The sequence below is a fragment of the Terriglobus saanensis SP1PR4 genome (genome assembly GCF_000179915.2).
In the GTDB taxonomy this organism is placed as follows: Bacteria; Acidobacteriota; Terriglobia; order Terriglobales; family Acidobacteriaceae; genus Terriglobus; species Terriglobus saanensis.
This window is the reverse complement of sequence record NC_014963.1, coordinates 3,515,655-3,533,824: the sequence shown is the minus strand read 5'-3', so window position 1 is coordinate 3,533,824 and position 18,170 is coordinate 3,515,655. Positions and strand designations below refer to the sequence as shown.

At 55.1% G+C, this 18,170-nt stretch carries 14 protein-coding genes and 2 pseudogenes; 7 read left to right on the top strand and 9 right to left on the bottom strand.

All coding sequences use genetic code 11. From position 1 onward, the window contains the following. Nucleotides 1-138: 138 nt before the first annotated feature. The 4 genes from ACIPR4_RS14125 (at nt 139) to ACIPR4_RS21765 (ending at nt 4,479) form a co-directional block, all read left to right on the top strand. Entirely contained in the window at nt 139-1,836 is a 1,698-nt protein-coding gene (locus tag ACIPR4_RS14125; protein ID WP_013569342.1) for an FAD-dependent oxidoreductase, read from the top strand. Nucleotides 1,837-1,962: 126 nt separating this feature from the next. Continuing rightward, on the top strand, nt 1,963-2,574 hold the full coding sequence (locus ACIPR4_RS14120) for an outer membrane protein (protein ID WP_013569341.1): 612 nt from the start codon (nt 1,963-1,965) through the stop codon (nt 2,572-2,574). 128 nt (nt 2,575-2,702) lie between these two features. Next, the gene (locus ACIPR4_RS14115; RefSeq protein WP_013569340.1) at nt 2,703-3,728 is read left to right on the top strand and encodes a hypothetical protein; all 1,026 of its coding nucleotides are present in this window, start codon (nt 2,703-2,705) and stop codon (nt 3,726-3,728) included. A gap of 46 nt (nt 3,729-3,774) precedes the next feature. Continuing rightward, nucleotides 3,775-4,479 carry a TetR/AcrR family transcriptional regulator gene (locus ACIPR4_RS21765; protein ID WP_013569339.1) on the top strand — a complete coding sequence of 235 codons (705 nt, stop codon included), beginning with the start codon at nt 3,775-3,777 and terminating at the stop codon, nt 4,477-4,479. A gap of 168 nt (nt 4,480-4,647) precedes the next feature. On the opposite strand, the gene ACIPR4_RS14105 is transcribed toward ACIPR4_RS21765, so the two are convergent. After that, entirely contained in the window at nt 4,648-5,178 is a 531-nt protein-coding gene (locus ACIPR4_RS14105; protein WP_013569338.1) for a hypothetical protein, read from the bottom strand. A 25-nt stretch (nt 5,179-5,203) separates the two neighbouring features. Beyond that, the gene (locus ACIPR4_RS14100; RefSeq protein ID WP_013569337.1) at nt 5,204-6,730 is read right to left on the bottom strand and encodes a di-heme oxidoredictase family protein; all 1,527 of its coding nucleotides are present in this window, start codon (nt 6,728-6,730) and stop codon (nt 5,204-5,206) included. 235 nt (nt 6,731-6,965) lie between these two features. On the opposite strand from ACIPR4_RS14100, the pseudogene ACIPR4_RS23535 reads away from it, so the two are divergent. Both ACIPR4_RS23535 and ACIPR4_RS14095 read left to right on the top strand, forming a co-directional pair. Continuing rightward, nucleotides 6,966-7,205 (top strand): annotated as a pseudogene (locus ACIPR4_RS23535) (winged helix-turn-helix domain-containing protein); the annotation flags it as partial. 330 nt (nt 7,206-7,535) lie between these two features. After that, on the top strand, nt 7,536-9,323 hold the full coding sequence (locus ACIPR4_RS14095) for a tetratricopeptide repeat protein (RefSeq protein WP_245536345.1): 1,788 nt from the start codon (nt 7,536-7,538) through the stop codon (nt 9,321-9,323). A gap of 176 nt (nt 9,324-9,499) precedes the next feature. Here the strand turns inward: ACIPR4_RS14095 and ACIPR4_RS14090 are convergent, their stop codons facing one another. Together ACIPR4_RS14090 and ACIPR4_RS14085 are read right to left on the bottom strand one after the other, a co-directional pair. Further along, entirely contained in the window at nt 9,500-10,132 is a 633-nt protein-coding gene (locus ACIPR4_RS14090) for an NAD(P)H-binding protein (protein WP_013569335.1), read from the bottom strand. A 169-nt stretch (nt 10,133-10,301) separates the two neighbouring features. After that, nucleotides 10,302-11,132, bottom strand: a complete 831-nt coding sequence (locus tag ACIPR4_RS14085; RefSeq protein ID WP_013569334.1) for an SDR family NAD(P)-dependent oxidoreductase — start codon at nt 11,130-11,132, stop codon at nt 10,302-10,304. Between the two features lie 98 nt (nt 11,133-11,230). Between ACIPR4_RS14085 and ACIPR4_RS14080 the strand changes: the two genes are divergently transcribed. Further along, nucleotides 11,231-11,833 (top strand): TetR/AcrR family transcriptional regulator, encoded by a 603-nt coding sequence (locus tag ACIPR4_RS14080; protein ID WP_013569333.1) that lies wholly within the window; start codon nt 11,231-11,233, stop codon nt 11,831-11,833. 21 nt (nt 11,834-11,854) lie between these two features. Here the strand turns inward: ACIPR4_RS14080 and ACIPR4_RS14075 are convergent, their stop codons facing one another. The 5 genes and pseudogenes from ACIPR4_RS14075 to ACIPR4_RS14065 form a co-directional block, all read right to left on the bottom strand. Next, the gene (locus ACIPR4_RS14075) at nt 11,855-13,285 is read right to left on the bottom strand and encodes an efflux transporter outer membrane subunit (RefSeq protein WP_049780937.1); all 1,431 of its coding nucleotides are present in this window, start codon (nt 13,283-13,285) and stop codon (nt 11,855-11,857) included. Nucleotides 13,286-13,384: 99 nt separating this feature from the next. Then, on the bottom strand, nt 13,385-15,361 hold the full coding sequence (locus ACIPR4_RS14070) for an efflux RND transporter permease subunit (protein ID WP_245536530.1): 1,977 nt from the start codon (nt 15,359-15,361) through the stop codon (nt 13,385-13,387). After that, a pseudogene (locus ACIPR4_RS22960) lies at nt 15,288-16,537 on the bottom strand (efflux RND transporter permease subunit). The gene ACIPR4_RS14070 and the pseudogene ACIPR4_RS22960 overlap by 74 nt, the downstream one beginning before the upstream one ends. A 16-nt stretch (nt 16,538-16,553) precedes the next feature. Further along, the gene (locus ACIPR4_RS22950; RefSeq protein ID WP_222829231.1) at nt 16,554-16,856 is read right to left on the bottom strand and encodes an efflux RND transporter periplasmic adaptor subunit; all 303 of its coding nucleotides are present in this window, start codon (nt 16,854-16,856) and stop codon (nt 16,554-16,556) included. Next, nucleotides 16,853-17,797, bottom strand: a complete 945-nt coding sequence (locus tag ACIPR4_RS14065) for an efflux RND transporter periplasmic adaptor subunit (protein ID WP_222829230.1) — start codon at nt 17,795-17,797, stop codon at nt 16,853-16,855. The genes ACIPR4_RS22950 and ACIPR4_RS14065 overlap by 4 nt, the downstream gene beginning before the upstream one ends. Nucleotides 17,798-18,170 lie beyond the last annotated feature (373 nt).

Below are 18,170 nucleotides of genomic sequence, written 5' to 3'. Positions count from 1 at the left end.
TCAAACAAGCAACTCTACTGCGCGCTCTTCTAGCTGATCAAGCCACTTCGTCATGTCGGAGCACCTCCTGTGGAGGATGGACATGGCTTAGTATAGTACGTACCGGTAGGTATATATTAATAAGAGGAGGATACACCCATGATTCACACGAACGTTCTGAAGAGCTTAAGCCTCTTCGCCGAGCTGGATGAGGATAGCCTTAGCGAACTGGCCGAAGGCGCGGCGGACGTGATTCTGGATGGCTGCGAGTGGCTGGTCCGCGAAGGTGAGACCTTGGAGTTCTTTGTCGTCTTGGAGGGCGAACTCGAACTGACGAAGGAAGTGCTCGGTCAGAAGGTGCGCGTCGCGCGGTTTGGTCCTGGAGAATTCTTTGGCGAAGCGGGTGCTTTATTTCAGATACCCTCGCTTTCCTCTATTCGGGCGGTTGGACCCAGCCGCGTGGCCCAGTTCTCTTCGCAACTGCTACAGGCGCTAGTACAAGGCCCATCGCAATGTGGCGTCACGATCCTTAGGACGTTGAAGGAACGGCTCCTCACCAGTGAGCAATACGCGAGGGATCTGCCATCGGCGCGCGTTGTGCTTGTTGGCGCAGGCCTCATCACCGATCTGGCTGAGCTTCGAACCTTTCTGAAATTGAACCGTATCCCTTATGCATGGGTGGACCGTAACAGACATCCGGACGCGGTCCCGCCCTGCATCCCTGCAAGCTACCTCAACCCTTGCGTCGTCGTGGATGGAGACAAGTGGATGCCTTGCACGGCCTCTCCGCGAGAACTCGCGAAGGCGCTTGCAATACGGACAGCGCCCGCCGAGCCTATTTACGACCTGGTGGTGATCGGTGGTGGCCCGGCGGGCTTAGCGGCCGCGGTGTACGGCGGGTCGGAAGGACTATCTGTCGCGCTGATCGAACGGCACGCCATAGGCGGCCAGGCGGGAACGTCCTCGCGCATCGAGAACTATCTGGGCTTTTCCAGCGGGATCTCCGGTGATGATCTGAGTGAGCGGGCTCACAAGCAGGCACGGCGCTTTGGCGCGGAGATCGTCCTTACCCGGAAGGTGAAGCAAATACGTAAAGAAGACAATGCTCCTTTTTGCATTGGTCTTGATGGTGAAGATTCCATTCAAGCGCGCTCTGTGTTGCTGACAACGGGAGTAGAGTGGCGCCGGTTAGAAGCTGAAGGGCTGGACCGTCTAGTGGGTCGAGGATGCTACTACGGGAGCGGTTCGATTGAGCCACCGCAAGTAACGGGAAAGACGGTCTTCATCGTCGGTGGAGGCAACTCCGCCGGTCAAGCCGCGCTGTACGTCTCCCGGTATGCAAAGAGTGTGACCCTGGTAGTGCGTGGCTCGCGGTTGGAAGCAAGCATGTCGGAATACCTCGTACGACAGATCGTCAGCAGAGGAAACATTGCTATTGAGTGCGACACAATTGTCTATGCCGTGTCAGGCGGCGCTCGCTTGCACTCTGTCTGGACACGCAATAGCGTGACCGCCGACGAAGTGGAGCGCCGCGTCGATGCCATGTACGTCATGATCGGCGCCGAGGCGAAGACGGACTGGTTGCCGACCTCCATAGAACGGGACGAGGATGGATTTGTCCTGACCAGGCGTGACTTGACGGAAGCCGGCCACTGCACGGATGGCGCGCAACCATTCCACCTTGAAACCAGCCTTCCTGGCTTTTTCTGTGCCGGAGACGTGCGCCATGGTTCGGTAAAACGTGTAGCCAGTGCAGTTGGCGAAGGCAGCATAGCGATTTCTCTGATTCACCAATTCCTTGGGAATTTGCCGCCGTCATCCAAAGAAAGTGCCTTGCACTTGAAGCTCCGAAGCTAAAAATCTGCCGAATTTTGAATCCAATCATTGGATCGGTACACCTAATACCTACCAGTACGACTTTATATTGGAGTCGACTGGTGCATTTGCAACCCAAACTCTCAATTGGAAACACGGAGATCCTACATGCTCAACAAACTTTTCGCTTTTGTCGCTTTGACTCTTTCCTGCTCTGCCGTGCAAGCCCAGGCCACGTACGCCGCCGAGCGGCTCGCGCGTCAGCAAATGGCCGTCAGCGTGGGCGGCAGCATCACGCGCAAGATCACCCACGACGGGTTGACTTACGATCCAACATCTGCCGGTTTGGCTGAAGGCAGCTATCGCTTCAACTTCAATCACTGGATCGGCGTTGAGGCAGACTACGATTACTTTCGCAACTCCCAGAAGTTCCTGACCACGACAAGCACCTTTCGCCTCAAGTCCGATGTTCATACCTTGACGGGCGGCGCTGTCATCAATCTGCCAAACCCGCTGACAAAACGGTTCAATTCATTCCTGTACGTCGGCGGCGGAGAGATGTTCTTTGTCCAACCCAATGCGACGTCCTTTGAGTCGCAGATGGCTTCAGTGATCGCCTTCGGCGGCGGAGTCGACGTCCCATTCAGCAGGCACCTGGCGCTTCGCCTGCAGGGCAAGAACTACCTGTACAAGGCACCCGACTTTGGATCTGGCGCTCCAAAGTTGGATAAATACGCCCAGACTCTAGTACCAACAGCGGGCGTCGTTTTCAGCTTTTGACCCGTCCTGAGCCCTGAAGTAACGCCACCGTCGCGATCTCTCCTGAAGAAGCCTGACCAGAAAGTCCTTTTTGATCGGAACAAACCGCCAATTGCAGTACCTACCAGTACGTATCAACGAGGTGTATTATGTATATAAGCCGACTAGCCGCACTCCTCCTTTCTGTCACAACGACTATGGGCATCGCACAGAGCACGCAGACAGCCGAACTCGCGTACACATCCGCACAGGTCTCCATCCCCTCCTGGACCGCCGCGAACGTTCAGCATGCGTATGGCTTGCCCGAGTTGAAGCCGAAATCTAAAGGATCAATGACAGTGAACAATCGCGGCATAACCTTCAACGGGAAGTCGGGACGATACGACATCCCTTGGGCCGAGATCGCTGCGATCAGCAACGGAACCGAACGTGTCGAACTCTGGGGCACGACGGGACGTATCGTGCGCATGGTGATTCCGAACGGCGGAGGTCTTGCCGCGGCCACGGTCATGCACCACAAGGTGAACGAGCTTACGGTGGAGTTCCATGATGTTCGGGGAGCGTATCACGGGGCCATTTTTTTCCTCCCGGGCGATGATGCTGCGCACGTGATGAGGAGTTCTACGCAGGCAGTGCCTTCACTGAAGGATCAGGTTTCTATGGCCCCACCGGCTACGCCGTCGATTTCCTGCCAGGACGCGAGCGGGCTTACGGGGGCAGTGCTTGTCTCACCTCCTACATGGACTGAAGCCGACGTGCCGGCAGCATATCGTGCCGCCGTCTATGAGCACATCATCAACCGCCTCCAGAAGGTGCAAGGCGTAAGTCATGTCTACCGTGCCGGAGAGTCGAACACCCAGCCGGTATGTCCGCAATTCACCATCGCTATTTCCGTCGTCAGCTTCAAGCCCGGCAACCAGGTGGCCCGCGCCTCCATGGGGCCGATCGGTTTCTTCGCGAAGACAACGCAGATGGTCTTCAACGCAACCATCACAGATGCGTCGGGACGCCTCAACAAGACGGAGCCACTGAAAGCTAAGGTGCGTGGCGAATCGGAAAGCCTCACCATCGCGGACGGCGTCGCCAAAAGACTGGCCAAGCTCTACGCAAATGATCTTAAGGAATTCAACAGGGGTGTCTCGGCAAACCGAAACACCCCTCCTGCTGTTCTGTAGTTTTCTGTCTATCCGTCTTGCCCCGAAGGAGCACAATAAAGGAACCATGCGAACCGCCAGACATTCCTCTCCAGACGTCAGTTTCAACTCGCAGATTCAGTACCGCGCTTTGCCCGACAGTGTGAAGAAAAACGAAGACACGGGCAAGCTCACGAAACATGAGATGAAAACCCAAGAGACTCGGGAGCTTTTGCTTCGTGCAGCAGAACGCATCTTCGTGCGTGATGGATACGAGAGAGCTGAGCTCGGGGAGATTGCCCGACTTGCCGGACGCACCAAGGGCGCAATTTATGCGCACTTCAAGAGCAAAGAGGATGTCTTCCTTGCGCTCGTACAGGACCACGCCTTGCGACGCAGAGCAATCATGAGGAAATTCATGGAGCACTCATCAACCATCGAGGGGAACCTCGACGCTTTCCGAAAATACTTTCTCGACTTTGCGGCGGACGATACCTGGGGCTTTCTTCTGCTGGAATTTAGGCTTTACTCCGTGCGTAATCCAGACTCCAAGGAGCATTTCCGAAAAGTCTACGAGAGTATTCTTCCCGTGAACGAAGAGGAATCCTATTCGGCTCTGCTCGGCCCCGCTTCAAAGAGTAAAGAAGCTATTAGCCGCACACTTGCGGTCCATACGGGCTTTTCCATGCTGACCGCATTGCAGTTGGAGTGCAAATTCGATCCAAACACCGTGGACTCGAGTGCAGTGCGGAAGATCGCCGGAAAGCTCTTCGACATGCTGTTCTCTCAATAAAGCCTGGCTTCTCGTGACTTGATTCGGACTTCCAGGCCTAAGGAGGCGCGGGGCAGCAAACGAGCCATGCACCACAGCCTCGTGGGCCTTGTAGACAGCAGCAAGCTGCAGCCTGGGCAGACCGCGCTGCGTTCGGCTCTATCTGCTTGTCACAGGGCAAGATATTGGTTACTTGGGAACAAGACGGTCGGTTTTGGTCCTCGACAGATCGAATTCGCCTGTGCTCGAGGAGTTTGCCTTCTTATACACGCCTACGTTGGTGAATTCGTTGCCGGATCCGTCCCGCGAAGTCGTTGTTACGGTCATGGTATTCCCGTCGGCGGAGACGATCCTGCGGCTTGTCGCCCTGGTTTCCAAGCCGCTCACGTATCTCGCAATCACGACATTCGAACTCTCTCTGTGAAGGGAGACAGGCAAGAGAACTCCCTTCGCACCCGCAACCATCGTTGGATGGTCATCGTAGTGGGCGACGTAGTCTGCACTGAAGGAAGCCCCGTTCGCTAGATGAGTCTCGGAATGATAGTGAACGCCGTTTGGAGCTGAGGTCATTTCGATGGTCATCCGTGCTGGACAGTATGGCGCCGGATATTTTGATCTCTTGATGTCAAGGTTCCACTTGCCTAGAAACGGGTCCGCTGCACGCAGCATCCCTGGAGATAGAAACAACACCGCGATGAAGGTAGATCGAAGCTTTCTCATATCTGCTCCTGGATTCGTAATTCAACTAAAGGGATCGCAAAAAATTGAGGATGGCTTGCTTGTCAGTTTCTGGGAGTCGGTTGAAGCGTTTGACTGTCTCGTTAGCTTCTGACCATCCATACTTTTGGGAGTCGCGGTCCTTCGAAGGATTGTCACCGCCATCGAACCCCGGAAAGGAGAAGTGATCCTGGATTGCGGTCATCAGGTCTTGTGTGCGCCCATCGTGCAGGAAGAACAAGCGTTGCCCGAGGCCCCAGAGAGGTGTTGTGCGGAATTCATCTGGCCCGGCGTTGCCCTGCACGACGTTGTCCGCCAAAGTTGCTCCCATATGATGTACGAGCAAGTCGGAATAGAGATTTACGGTTTGTCCGCGCAGCGCGACCGTTTTGGCGCCGATTTCATCCGACGGGCTGATTGGGTTTGCCATTCCTGGAGTTTTGAACGACGGAGTGTGACACATGGCGCAACCGACCTCATTGAAAAGATGTTTGCCTCGATTCGCACTCGAAGACAGCGGCGCGGGCTGTGGCGCATCGACGAAGCGCATGAATTCCGTGAACATCAGCCAGGCAGGCATAATTTTAAGAGGGTTGAAGTAAGACACATCGTCGGTTCGCGGGACGTCGAAGGGTGCATAAGATAGGTTGCAATCGGTATTTTCGTTGCGGCTGGCAGGGAACAGGTCATTGCTGATTCCCATCTCCACGTTGTATGCCTCACCGGCAAATAAGGTAAGGGAAGCGTTTTGCGCCTTCCATCCGAAACGGCTGATGGTGCCGTTGTTGGGAACGATGTTTGGGTGACCTTCGATGCCAAGAGCGTGCTTCATCTCCCGGTCGGCATTCATATTCGCTCGAATGGCGGAGTCCTGAATCGCTTCAATCAGACCCAGGCCAAAGAGCTGGAGCGGAATGCGAAATGCGGTATTTCGCTTCTGAACTTCTTTCTCGAAGTCGGGCTGCTCCAGACGGCAGGCGGGTGCGTCGGAACGTCCTTGAAGTGTAAAGAGGCTATGCACACCACCGTCACGGCTTCCGTCTCGGTTGAATTTGAAACGGACCTCACGGAATGCGCCATTTGGTTCTTCAAAGCTCGGTACAACGTTTGTTGCGCCCATTCTGTGAGCAACGATATGCGCAGCATTGCTCCGGGTAGCGCTGCCACCGATGGTTGGCTGGAAGTGGCACGTGAAGCACTGGTCTGCATTAAACACCGGCCCCATGCCCGCCGAGTTGATCAGCTTTAAGGGCGAAAATGGGTTTTTGGGATCGGGATCGATGGGAGCAACCCCCTGTGGCTGTTGAACGCAGGTGTCGCATGTTCCTTCCAATTCGGAGACGCGCAGAAGGCTTTCATTAAAAAGCGCCATCTCATTCGCGTTGAGCCCGGGTACGGGGTTGGGAATCGTCGTTGCAGGATTCGGCCGGGGGCCCGGATCCTTTGCGCGAAGCGAAAGCGGCCCGAATGTTGCGCCCATTTGTGCCAGCGTGGTGGTGCTGATGGTTGTAGAGAGGATAATCAGAACCACTCCAAGCAGCTTGAACTTTTTCATTAACCTGTGTCGCTTCACTTTTCGATCCCCTTCGTCTCACCTCTCCCTGTTTATGTTCGTGCCAATAAACCGGAGGGTCGTGCCGTGGACAAATTGCTGTCCTTTATCGCGACTGATAAAGTCGAGTCACTGTTCCACTGGCGGGTGTTAGTCAGCAGAATGGTTCCTGCTGCTTCCAAATACCAGTGACCAGATCTGACGAGATCTGACAAGCTGAAAGCAATCCTTCAATTGAATGAAAATAACGGAGATATTCCAATTCGGGGATTATCAGGTCGATACTGTTTCTCGCACTTTCAAGCGGGGTCAAGCTACGATTCTCCTGACTCGGCGTGCCTTTGACGTCCTGCTTTACCTGGTCCGGAACCCCGGCCGGGTCCTGACCAAGGAAGAACTGCTCAAAAACGTCTGGCCCGATGCCTTCGTGGACGAGAACAGTCTCGCCCAGAGCATCTCGGTTCTTCGTAAGGCTTTGGCTGAAAAGCCCGGAGAGGGCAGCTACATCCTCACCGTAGCCGGACGTGGTTATCAATTCACCTGTCCGGTTCGTTCTCTGAGTTCGGAGGCTCGGCAAGTAGAGCCTCCGCCAGCAAGTAGGCAGGAAGGTCCCTCGAATGGAATTGTTTATCAGGAAGCCACGAAACGAACCGGCGACGCTATCCAGGAGGAAGAACTCGGCAATCCTCGGTTCGTCTCCGGCAATCGGTTTCGCGTCCAGGGAATCTCTGGAGCGATCCTGCTTCTTGCCGCTATCCTTGGCGTCTTTCTAGCATGGCGAAATTGGCACAGAACTCAGCCGCCGCCATTGGTCGTCATTGCGGATCTTGAAAACGTAACCGGTGAAGCGGGTCTGAGTCAGGTATTGGACAGTGCGGTTGCCACTGATCTGAAACAGTCGCCATATCTGAATTTTCTTTCCGCGGTGCACGTGCAGGAGACGTTGTCCCAGATGCAGCAACAGAAAGATACCCCCCTTACGCCGGTTCTGGCACGGGAAGTATGCCTTCGGAACAATGCACAGGTAATGCTAAGGGGCGTTGTAGCGAAATTCGGTCGGAGGTATCTTATTACCCTCGATGCCACCGAGTGTGTTTCGGGAGACGCGTTGGCCAGTAGCAAAGCCGAGGCGGCTGACACGGATGAAATTCCACATGCTATCGATGCCGTGGCAGACGAGATGAGAAGGAAGCTTGGAGAGTCACGTGCGTCGATTCGTCGGTTCGGGACTCCACTTTTCGCGGCGGATACCGGCTCATTCGAGGCGTTGAGAAACTACTCCAACGCCGTCCATCTTGGTTCGCACGGACGATACAGCGATGCGATTCCCCTATTCCAGAGAGCGGTCGAACTGGACCCAAAATTCACCATAGCTTATGCAGACCTGGCTGCCAGCTATCGCAATGTGGGCGAACGCGCCATGGAGGCAGAGAATCTCAAGAAAGCTTATGAGCTGCGTGATTCGGCCAACGAGCGTGACCGCTTGTTTATCATCGCCCGGTACCACGATAGTGTGACCGGCGACCTGGATGAAGGTCTGCGTAACTATCAGACGTGGACGAATATTTATCCGCGGGACACGGCTGCCTGGGTTAACATGGCCGACCTCTATATAAGGTTGGGGCAGGCAGAGCTAGCCATCGTGCCAGCCAAACGCTCCCTGGAGCTAAATCCCCAGAATGCTATCGGCTACGTTGTGCTTGGCCGCGCGCTCATGCATGCTGGGCAACTGAATGCCGCCAAGTTCGTCTGCGAGCAGGCTATAGCGAAGGATCTGGATGGTGACGATCTGCATTCGTTGCTGATGCAGGTCGATTTCGCGCTGCACGACGCGAACGGAGTGGAGGCGCAAATTGCCTGGGGAAGAGGTCATGCCTCGGCGACACGGATGCGATTGAATGAGGCGCTCCTTGCTGCGGCCCAAGGCCGTTTACAGCAGGGGCGCGAGACCATGGAAGCAATCTCGATCTCTTACAAACGACAAGGACTTGCTCAACTCCATACCTTCTATCTGGAGGCAGGAACACGCATCCTGGCTGAGACGGGCCACCCGCAGGAGGCGCGCAGATATCTTGATTCGCTGCCGCCTGTGCCCGGCATGACAGATCCGGTTGTGGCTATGGCCGAAACAGGTGAGGAGGGCCGCGCAGAGGAAATACTTAGAAGAGAATTGGCACAACATCCGGACGATACGATGTGGACAAATCTCAAGGGTCCGCAAATTCGAGCGGCGATCCTGCTGGCACGGCATAGGCCAGAGGAAGCGGTCGAAGCCTTGCGCCCCGCTATGGCCTATGATCTTCGCGAATTCGACACGCCTTTCATGCGCGGAACAGCCCACCTCAATGCCCATCAACCTGAAGCTGCAGAACGCGAGTTTCACAAAATCATCGATCACCCAGGGATAGATCCTCTTTCCTACCTCTACCCTCTGGCCCACCTTGGGCTTGCTCGTTCCCTCGCGGCAGAACATAAGGCCGGTGAAAGTCGCGATGAATACGAGAAGTTTTTAGCACTTTGGAAAGATGCAGATCAGAACGAGCCGATCCTGAAGCAAGCGCGTTCCGAGAATAACTCTCTTAAGAACGCCCATTAGACTGCAGGTGGTCCTATGCGGACTCCAATCCGGGCACACTGAGAGCAGCCTGAACAGAGGCTGGTGCACGCTTCTCTCGGTATGCAGTGACGTTCATGCGTGCGACTGGTTTACACAGCCTACACTTTGAGCCCTTCTCGACCGCTGTTCTTGGGAGAAAGTCTTGGCCTGCGTTCTCAGGTCATTTCCTCAGCGTAGATCCAGTGACATCCCCTTTTTGCAACGATGATTGATTCGAGCAACGTAGCAGCAATGACATCTGCTGGATTGACATGAAACTTCTTCGGCAGGATCGGAGCTAAGAGTCGAAGAAGCGACAACGCCGCTCCCTCAGCAGCTCTTGCTTCATTTCGCTTCCCGCCGATAAGGCTGGGCCTGCAAATCGTAAGGGATCGGAAGCCGATCTCCTGGATGTCCCTCTCCACCTCTCCTTTCGTTCTGTAGTAGAAGCTCATGGAACCCGGAGATGCGCCCATGGCACTCACAATCGCGTATGTTCCTACGCCTGCAGTGTGTGCGGCTTTGCCAAATACGATAGGTAGTTCGTAGTCAACGTAACGGAACGCTTCTTTCGAGCCTGCTTTTGCCTGGGTGGTTCCCAGCGCGCAAATAACAGCGTCCGGCCTGCGCGCCATCAAAGCTGGAGCGAGTTCCTCAAGGCGCGACGTGATCGGGTTAACCAGTCTGCCGTTCGGTGCCAACGGTTTCCGTGTTGGCGCAGTCACCTCGGAAAAGGCATCATTGGAGAGAGCGAGTTCTAATGTTCGGCCTCCCACCGATCCTGTAGCACCCAGCAGTAGCAATTTCATCTTCGGTATCTCCCTTCCACGCATCCCGAAAAAGTCTTCTCACAGGTGCTCATCCCCTTCAGCAGCGTCGGTGTCGGTTTGTGTGGACCGATACAGGCAGCTTCTGCGAATTGCCAGGGTAAGAAAGGCGTGATCTTGGTCTGCACTGAGAGGCCAAGACTACGCCGCTCTAAGCATGTTGCTCGCCTTGCGCTGCGTTCGATACAGCTTCCCATTTCTCCCAGTTGCTCAGCCGCTTCGCGTAGACCGCCCGGAACTTTGGGATCGTACTCGAGCCGAGTACCAAGCGAAGTGGCGGCTCAGTAGCGTCCACTGCTTCGAAGATGGCTGCTGTGGTTGCTGCCGGATCACCAACTTCTCCGGGTTTGAATGACGAACGAATCGCTTGACGTATCGGATCATAGGCCTCAATGGCCGGCGGAGATTGCACCGCTGATTGAAATTTGGTGGCGAATTGGCCCGGTTCCAGGATAGTAACTTTGATTCCAAAAGGAGCCACCTCACCCGCCAGTGCTTCCGACATGGCTTCGATGGCAAATTTGCTGGCGGTATAACTTCCACCGGTTGGGAAACCGATAATGCCCCCAATGCTCGACACCGTGATGATGTGACCGTTGCCCTGTATCCGTAAGATCGGCAGCGCTGCCTGAATGACGGACAGTGTCCCAAACACATTGGTTTCAAAGTTGGCTTTGACCTGCGCGGGCTCCAATTCCTCGATTGCCCCCATGTAACCGTAACCGGCATTGCACAGAATGACATCCAGGCGCTCGAAATGTACGAACGCTTGAGCGACCGCCTTGAAGACGGCATCGCGATCCGTAACGTCGAGTGGTAAGACCAGGACTGCATCCGCGTGAGTCTTGACGAGTTCATCGAGATCGCCCGGGTTTCGTGCCGCGGCGACAACCCTGTCGCCGCGTTTGAGAGCCGCCTCCGCCCAGACACGGCCAAACCCTCGTGAAGCACCAGTGATGAACCAGACCTTTGACGACGACATAATAGAGCTCCTTATGCTGTAAAATCGCACTGGATGTAAATTATCGCACTGAGTGCAAACTTGTCAACGAAACTCTTCTGCCGTCAGACTGAACACAGGTGGCTAAGATAGAAAAAATCCCGAACGACCTACGCGAACGCAAACGCCAGTTGACGCTTGACCGGATTGCCGAAATCGGTCTGAAACTCTTTGTTGAAAATGGTTATGAGACGACGACGCTCGATGCGATAGCGGCGGCATCGGGAATATCGCGCCGCACGTTCTTCTACTACTTGAAGTCAAAAGAGGATGTTTTGCTGGCGCATGATAGCGGCAAGTTCGCTCCCGCCCTGCGTCCTACATTTCTCAAGCAATCGCCGAAGCAATCGCCAATCGCCGCCGCACGGAAGACATTCCTGGCCCTTGCTTCGACGTATGAGACCAAAGAGTCCATCGTCGCGGACCAAATCCTCCGATCGATAGAAACGCTTCGCCTACGCAAAGAGGCGCTTCTTGTTCAGGCGGAAGAAGTACTGGCTAATGCGATGTACGAATTGTGGCCAGATCAAACTCGGCGCCCTACTCTACGCATGGACGCCATGATGGCCATGGGTACGCTTCGAATTGCCAGAGAGAACTGGCTGCGGGAAGATGCGGCTCACCCGCTAACGCATTACATCGACGAAGCATTCGATCTTCTCGATCACAAGTCGAAGCGATGATTGGAGTACCTTTACCGTTGTTCAATGCTTGGCTGCTGGTATGACCAAATTCCGATTCCCGCTCACGTCCCATCCACCGCCAAGTGCGCGGAAGGTGCTTACTGCGGCGCGAGCTGCTTCCGCCCGGATGCTCTCGACATCATTGCGTGCAACAAGAAGTTGACTATCTGCGTCCAGAACGTCACTCAGTGGAATTGCGCCGGACTTGTAGGCCCGCTCCGAAAGGTCGCGAACTCTCGTGAGAGAAACTACCTCGCCCTGCAGTTCTTCTAAGCGAAGTTGCGTTTGCGCAAGTTCCATCAGCGCATTCTCAATATCTTCTGTTGCCTTGAACGCTGCCTGCCGATACTCTGCAAGCGCGCCAGCATAAGCGCCACGCGCCTGTGCGACCTCGGCATTAATCTTGCCGAAATCGAAGAGTCGCCATCGCAATGCTCCCGTCCCGGCAGCCTGAAAAGCCTTCCCATTGAAAAGAATGCCTCCGTTAATGCTGTCAAAACCCAGAACGCCGGAAAGTGAAATCTTAGGATAGTAGTCGGAAACCGCAACACCTATTCGTTCGTTAGAAGCGGCCAGACGGCGCTCGGCGGCGATGATATCGGGCCGTCGACGCAGGGCGTCGAGAGGTTGGTCGGCTCCGCCGATTGCAGGAATTCTAGGAATTGCGCTTGGCTTAGAGAGCTCCTCGGCATAGGTTCCCGCCTGAGCCGCCATAAGCACATCCAGTCTATTGAGCTGTGCTTCAAGAGCGACCCTCAAAGGAGGTACGGTGGATCTGGCTTGCCTGAGAAGCGCCTCAACTTGTGCAGTTTCTCGCTCGGTTGCAACTCCCAGGCGTCGACGGATCCTCACCAACCCCAGAAGATGTGTGTCGGTGTCGATGAGTTGCTGAGCTACGAGAAGTCGCGCCTGGAATTCCCTAATCTGAAGATACGTATCGGCTGCTTCCGCAGCCACCGTGATTCGGGTGCCAAGCTGCTCAGCCTGGGCGGCTTGCAGTTCGTCAGCCGCCGCGGCTGCCCCGCGGCGCAGCCCGCCTGAAACGTCAATTTCCCAGCTCGCCGCTGCTCCGGAGATATATTCTCGTTCGTCGCGTTTATAACCTGGAAGTCCATTCGCAACAGAGCCAAAATTATTCACAACGCTTTGATGTAAAGCTGTACCCGTTGCCCCGAGATCGACTGTCGGCTTAAGTTGGGCACCCGCCGCCGCCGCAGCAGCCCGCGCTTGACGAACACGGGCAAACGCAGCCGCAAGATCAAGATTCTGGTCAAGCGCACGTTGAACGACTGTGACGAGTATCGGATCATCGAAGCCGGTCCACCAGGTCTCGAGGTGAGGTGCCGGTTTAGCCGTTTTCTGAGTGGCGACCGCAGGTAAGTTGTGAAACGGAGCAAGCTGGATGTTTGGCTTCGTATACTTCGGGCCCACGGCGCAGCCCGTTGCGCCCAGGAGCGAGGAAAAGGCTTACTACAGTAAGGCTGAATCGCGGCTTTTCGCTATTGGTAGTTTCCAACTTGTAACCTCGGCATTCATCCACAGATGTGTCTTTCATACCGCTTTCTTGCTCTCTTCTTTGCGGCTTAGGTTTCCGATGAACGTGTAGAAGGCCGGCGTGAAGAGAAGACCGAAGCAAGTCACGCCCAACATTCCGAACAACACCGCCGTGCCAAGGGATCGGCGCATTTCCGCACCTGCTCCCGTCGCTACCGCGAGCGGAGCAACCCCCAAAATGAATGCGAAGGAGGTCATCAGAATCGGGCGCAAACGCGTATGTGCTGCATGCACGGCGGCTTCACCGGGAGAGGCACCATTTTGATCTTGCTTCTGACGCGCGAACTCAACAATCAGGATCGCATTCTTCGCTGCCAGGCCAATGAGAACAACGAAGCCAATTTGGGCCAGGATGTCGATAGGCATACCGCGGATAAGCAGGCCGGTGACGGACGCAAGCAGACACATTGGAACGATCAGGACGATTGCCAGAGGCAACTTCCAACTTTCGTACTGTGCGACCAGCACCAAGAAGACGCACAGCGCAGCCGCACCGAAAACGATGAAAGTCGGCGTCCCACGTTCTTGTTGCTGGTAGGCAAGCTCGGTCCATTCGAAGGCGATACCCGCCGGAAGAACCTGGTGTGCAAGTTCCTCCATCCGGACCAGAGCGGTCCCGGACGCCACGCCCGGCGCCGCGACTCCTTGAACCTCAGCAGCCGGATACAGGTTGTACCGTGGTACACGATAAGGAATCGTGTTGTCCTTGAGTTGCGCTATTGTTCCGATCGGCACCATCTCGCCAGAGGAATTACGCGCCTTCAGGCGAGCGATGTCTTGTGGCGTACGCCGAAATTGCCCATCAGCTTGGGCAACGACCCTGTAGGTTCTGCCGAGATAGTTGAAGTCGTTTACATATTGTGAGCCGAGGTACACCTGCAGCGTTGAAAACACGTCCGTTGGTGTGAGGCCTACCTTTTCAGCTTTCACGCGATCAATGTCGGCGTAAATGGATGGAGATCCGGCATTGAACAGCGTAAATACGCCTCCGAAGTCAGGGTCCTTATTAGCGGCCGCGGCCAGTGTGTTGGCAGCTTTTACAAGGGCCTCAGGACCAAGCCCTGCGCGATCCTCCAGCATCATTTTGAATCCACCGGAGCTACCAAGCCCCTGCACCGGAGGTGGCAAAACTGTCAGGACGTATGCTTCTTTGATGCCCGAGAGGCGCTTCTGAAAGTCAGCCAGCGCAGAGTTAGCCGACACCCCTGGGAGTGAATGATCGTAGAGTGCAGGCAAGCCGGAGAAGATTGTTCCTGAGTTCGATGCTACCGTCGATGTGATGGCGTCAAGGCCTGCGAAAGACACGATATGCTCAACGCCTCGCGTCTTCAGACCAATGTCCATCACTTTTTTGACGAGTGCTTCTGTCCGGGCCAGGGTTGCTCCGGCCGGTAACTGAACGATGGTGATGAGGTAGCCTTGGTCTTGTTCGGGAATGAAGCCGGTCGGCGCATGCAAGAGTTCCACGCCAGCAACAACGATCAAACCGACATAGACAACGAAGACCATGGCAATTCCGCGGACTAGACGTCGAGTAAAATTCGCGTAGCGAACGGAGAGCCAATCGAAGCTCCGATTGAAACGGTTAAATCCTCTGTGAAGCAGGCGTTGCACGAATCCGGCCTGCAAGGCGAAGTGCGGGTTGTGCGCTTTGAAGAGCGTGGCGCATAGGGCGGGGCTCAAGGTCAGCGATACAAAACAGGAGATGACGGTAGATGCAGCGATGGTCACCGCGAACTGACGGAAGAACAGGCCGGAGATACCCGACAGAAAAGCTGATGGAACGAATACTGCACAAAGCGTGAGTGCAATTGAGATAAGTGCGCCACCCACTTCGTCCATCGTCCGATGGGCAGCTTCCTGCGGCGACATTCCGGATTGGATATTGCGTTCAACATTCTCAACGACAACGATCGCGTCGTCGACAACGATACCGACCGCAAGTACCAGACCGAATAACGATAGGCTGTTGATAGAAATTCCAAGTAGCGCGAGGACCGAAAACGTGCCGACAAGCGATACCGGGAATGGCAACCACTGGAATGATGGTCGCTCTCCAACTCTGCAAAAACAGGAAGACCACGCCGACAACGAGCAGAACGGCAATGAAGATTGTTATGACGACTTCTTTGATCGATTGACTGATGAAAATTGTGGGATCATAGACGATCGCGTAGTCGACACCTGGAGGGAAATCTTTTTTCAGATTTTTCATCGTAGACAACACTTCTCGGTCAACGGCGAGCGAGTTGGCGCCAGGCACGGCATACATCAACACCGCGGCAGCGTTTAAACGATCTATGAAAGCAGTAGAGCCGTAATCTGCAGCGCCCACTTCGACGCGTCCAATATCTCCCACACGCGTTATCCGTCCATGGCCGTCCGATTTCACAACGATTGAGGCAAACTGCTCGGGTGTGGAGAGCCGACCAAGCGCCTCCACATTAATCTGATAGGCCTGATCTCCCGGGGAGGGAGGCTGATTCAAAATGCCCGCAGACACCTGCAAATTCTGCGCGCGAAGCACTGTGAGCACCTCATTGGCAGTCAGGTTATTCGCCGCGACTTTGTCCGGATCAAGCCAGATGCGCATCGCGTATTCGCGTCCGCCCTGGAACTGCACGTCGCCGACGCCCTGCAGTCGTGCAAGCGCATCCTTCACATGGAGAGTCATGTAATTGGATAAGTACAAAGTGTCCCGCGACTTGTCTGGAGAAAAGAGACTAATCTCCAGGAGAATGCTGGGCGTCGCTTTCCTGACTTGAACACCGAGGTTCTGGACGTCTACCGGCAGTCGGGGCAGCACATCCTGAACCCGGTTCTGGGTCAGCATCTGTGCCACGTTCAAGTCAGTGCCAATCCGAAAGGTAACGGTGATGGTGAGCCTGCCATCTCCCGTTGATTGACTGCTCAGGTAGAGCATGTTCTCAACGCCGTTGATTTCCTGCTCAAGCGGTGTCGCTACCGTAAGAGCGACTGTTGCCGCCGACGCACCGGGAAAGCTGTCGTGACCTGCACTGTTGGTGGAACCACTTCAGGATATGGCGCGACCGGCAGAACGGCGAGTGCACCGAGCCCTATCAATGTTATGAACGTACTGAGCACCGTCGCGAAGCGCGGACGGTCAATAAAGAAATGTGTCAGGCGCATGTTGCTGGCTCCGTCCTTAGTCTCGGCTGGGGACGAGGCGTATCTCGCCGTCCTGTGTGGTAACTTTCGCTCCAGGTACCGCGTAGGAAAGTCCGTCAATAACTACTCGGTCGTTCGGGGTCAGTCCCGATTGAATCACTCGTAACCCGTCGCGAATCTCGCCCGTTACGACCGGCTTTGGCGTGACAATTCCGTTTGGTGAGACCGTCATGACGATGCGCAACGATTGGTCAGGCAGCACTGCTGCGTCCGGTACCAGAAGCTTGGGCGTAGGAGCGGAGACGATTACACGAACTCGTGCGAACTGGCCGGGTGTCATAAAGAGATCGGGTTTCTAACGGTAGCTCGGGCATGGATCGTGCCACTTGATCGATCAAGAGTGTTGTCCATGAAGTCCAGGACACCTTGCCGCGCGTATCGGTCTTCATTGCCCAAACTTATGTCGATCTTTTCGTGCAAAGGGCCGTTCTTAGCAAGCGAGCGATGCTTTGAGAACGCTAGGAAATCGGATTCACTCATGTCGAAATCCAAGTGAATGGGGTCGAGCGAGACGAGGGTCGCTAACAAGGTTGTGGGACTTGCCGCTGTACGACTACCAGAGATGAGATTGCCTACGGAAACGAGATGCGTACCGATGCGCCCCGTGAAGGGAGCCTTAATCCGGCAATGTTCGAGATCGAATTGCGCATCGCGAACCCAGGCTTTAGCACCTTCGACTGAAGCCCGCGCGGTTTGTTGGTCGGATGTACGTTGATCGACGTTCTCGACAGTCCCGGCATCGCCACGCTCCAACTCTTTGGCGCGACCAAGTTGTTGATCCGCCAACAAGAGGCGAGCTGTCGCTACATCAAGTTGAGCGGTCGCCTCCGCGAGTTTGATCTCATACTGACGCGGCTCAATGGTGAAGAGAAGATCGCCGCTGTGGACGATATCTCCATCTTTGAAGAAAATTCCTGTAAGCTTGCCACCAACCTGAGCACGAAGCTCGATCTGGTTTACCGCTGAAAATTGCCCCAGAAAACCTATCCGTGTATTGAACTCGCGAATGAGCGGTTTGCTGACCACGACCTGTGGAAATGGGGTGGGGTGAGCCTCGACAGATCTTCCACTTGTGTCAGGCGCATACCTGAGCCATGCACCCACAAGAACTGTCGCCGCTATCCCAACGGCAACCCACAACTTCGTCGATCCTCGTCCAACGATTCGCCGTCCCTTATTTTCTGCCTGCTCGTCGGCGGCTCGTTGCATTCCGCTGATCATTTCTTCGCTCCTGTAATTTCAACTCAAAAAGCTGATTAGCCCTTTCCCGGCCTGGCCAACCAGATCGGCAAGAGTTATTTTTTGTAAGCGATTTCTTGAGGCAGCCACCCGCTCGAAATCATATCCAGACAGCTCCTAGCCCGACTGTTGTTATTCAAAACATCATGTCCGCCTACTGTAGATAACGGCTACAGGTGATCGTCTTTATCTCGCGATGGGGGAACCAATATTGCGTCAGCAAGCGAAAAGATCTGTCCGCCCAATTTTCTGGAGAGATAAGTGGGCGGACTGGTGTCTATCGCTCATTCCTCGCTGGACCTGTGAGTAGTCGTATGCGAGCGACGCGACGTGATTCAATACCGACTACCATCAA

Excerpts from the sequence above, each read along its gene's own strand:
- ACIPR4_RS14125 (WP_013569342.1), top strand. The coding sequence starts at position 139 with ATGATTCACACGAACGTTCTGAAGAGCTTAAGCCTCTTCGCCGAGCTG.
- ACIPR4_RS14120 (WP_013569341.1), top strand. The coding sequence starts at position 1,963 with ATGCTCAACAAACTTTTCGCTTTTGTCGCTTTGACTCTTTCCTGCTCT.
- ACIPR4_RS14115 (WP_013569340.1), top strand. The coding sequence starts at position 2,703 with ATGTATATAAGCCGACTAGCCGCACTCCTCCTTTCTGTCACAACGACT.
- ACIPR4_RS21765 (WP_013569339.1), top strand. The coding sequence starts at position 3,775 with ATGCGAACCGCCAGACATTCCTCTCCAGACGTCAGTTTCAACTCGCAG.
- ACIPR4_RS14105 (WP_013569338.1), bottom strand. The coding sequence starts at position 5,178 with ATGAGAAAGCTTCGATCTACCTTCATCGCGGTGTTGTTTCTATCTCCA.
- ACIPR4_RS14100 (WP_013569337.1), bottom strand. The coding sequence starts at position 6,730 with ATGAAAAAGTTCAAGCTGCTTGGAGTGGTTCTGATTATCCTCTCTACA.
- ACIPR4_RS14090 (WP_013569335.1), bottom strand. The coding sequence starts at position 10,132 with ATGAAATTGCTACTGCTGGGTGCTACAGGATCGGTGGGAGGCCGAACA.
- ACIPR4_RS14085 (WP_013569334.1), bottom strand. The coding sequence starts at position 11,132 with ATGTCGTCGTCAAAGGTCTGGTTCATCACTGGTGCTTCACGAGGGTTT.
- ACIPR4_RS22950 (WP_222829231.1), bottom strand. The coding sequence starts at position 16,856 with ATGACACCCGGCCAGTTCGCACGAGTTCGTGTAATCGTCTCCGCTCCT.
- ACIPR4_RS14065 (WP_222829230.1), bottom strand. The coding sequence starts at position 17,797 with ATGATCAGCGGAATGCAACGAGCCGCCGACGAGCAGGCAGAAAATAAG.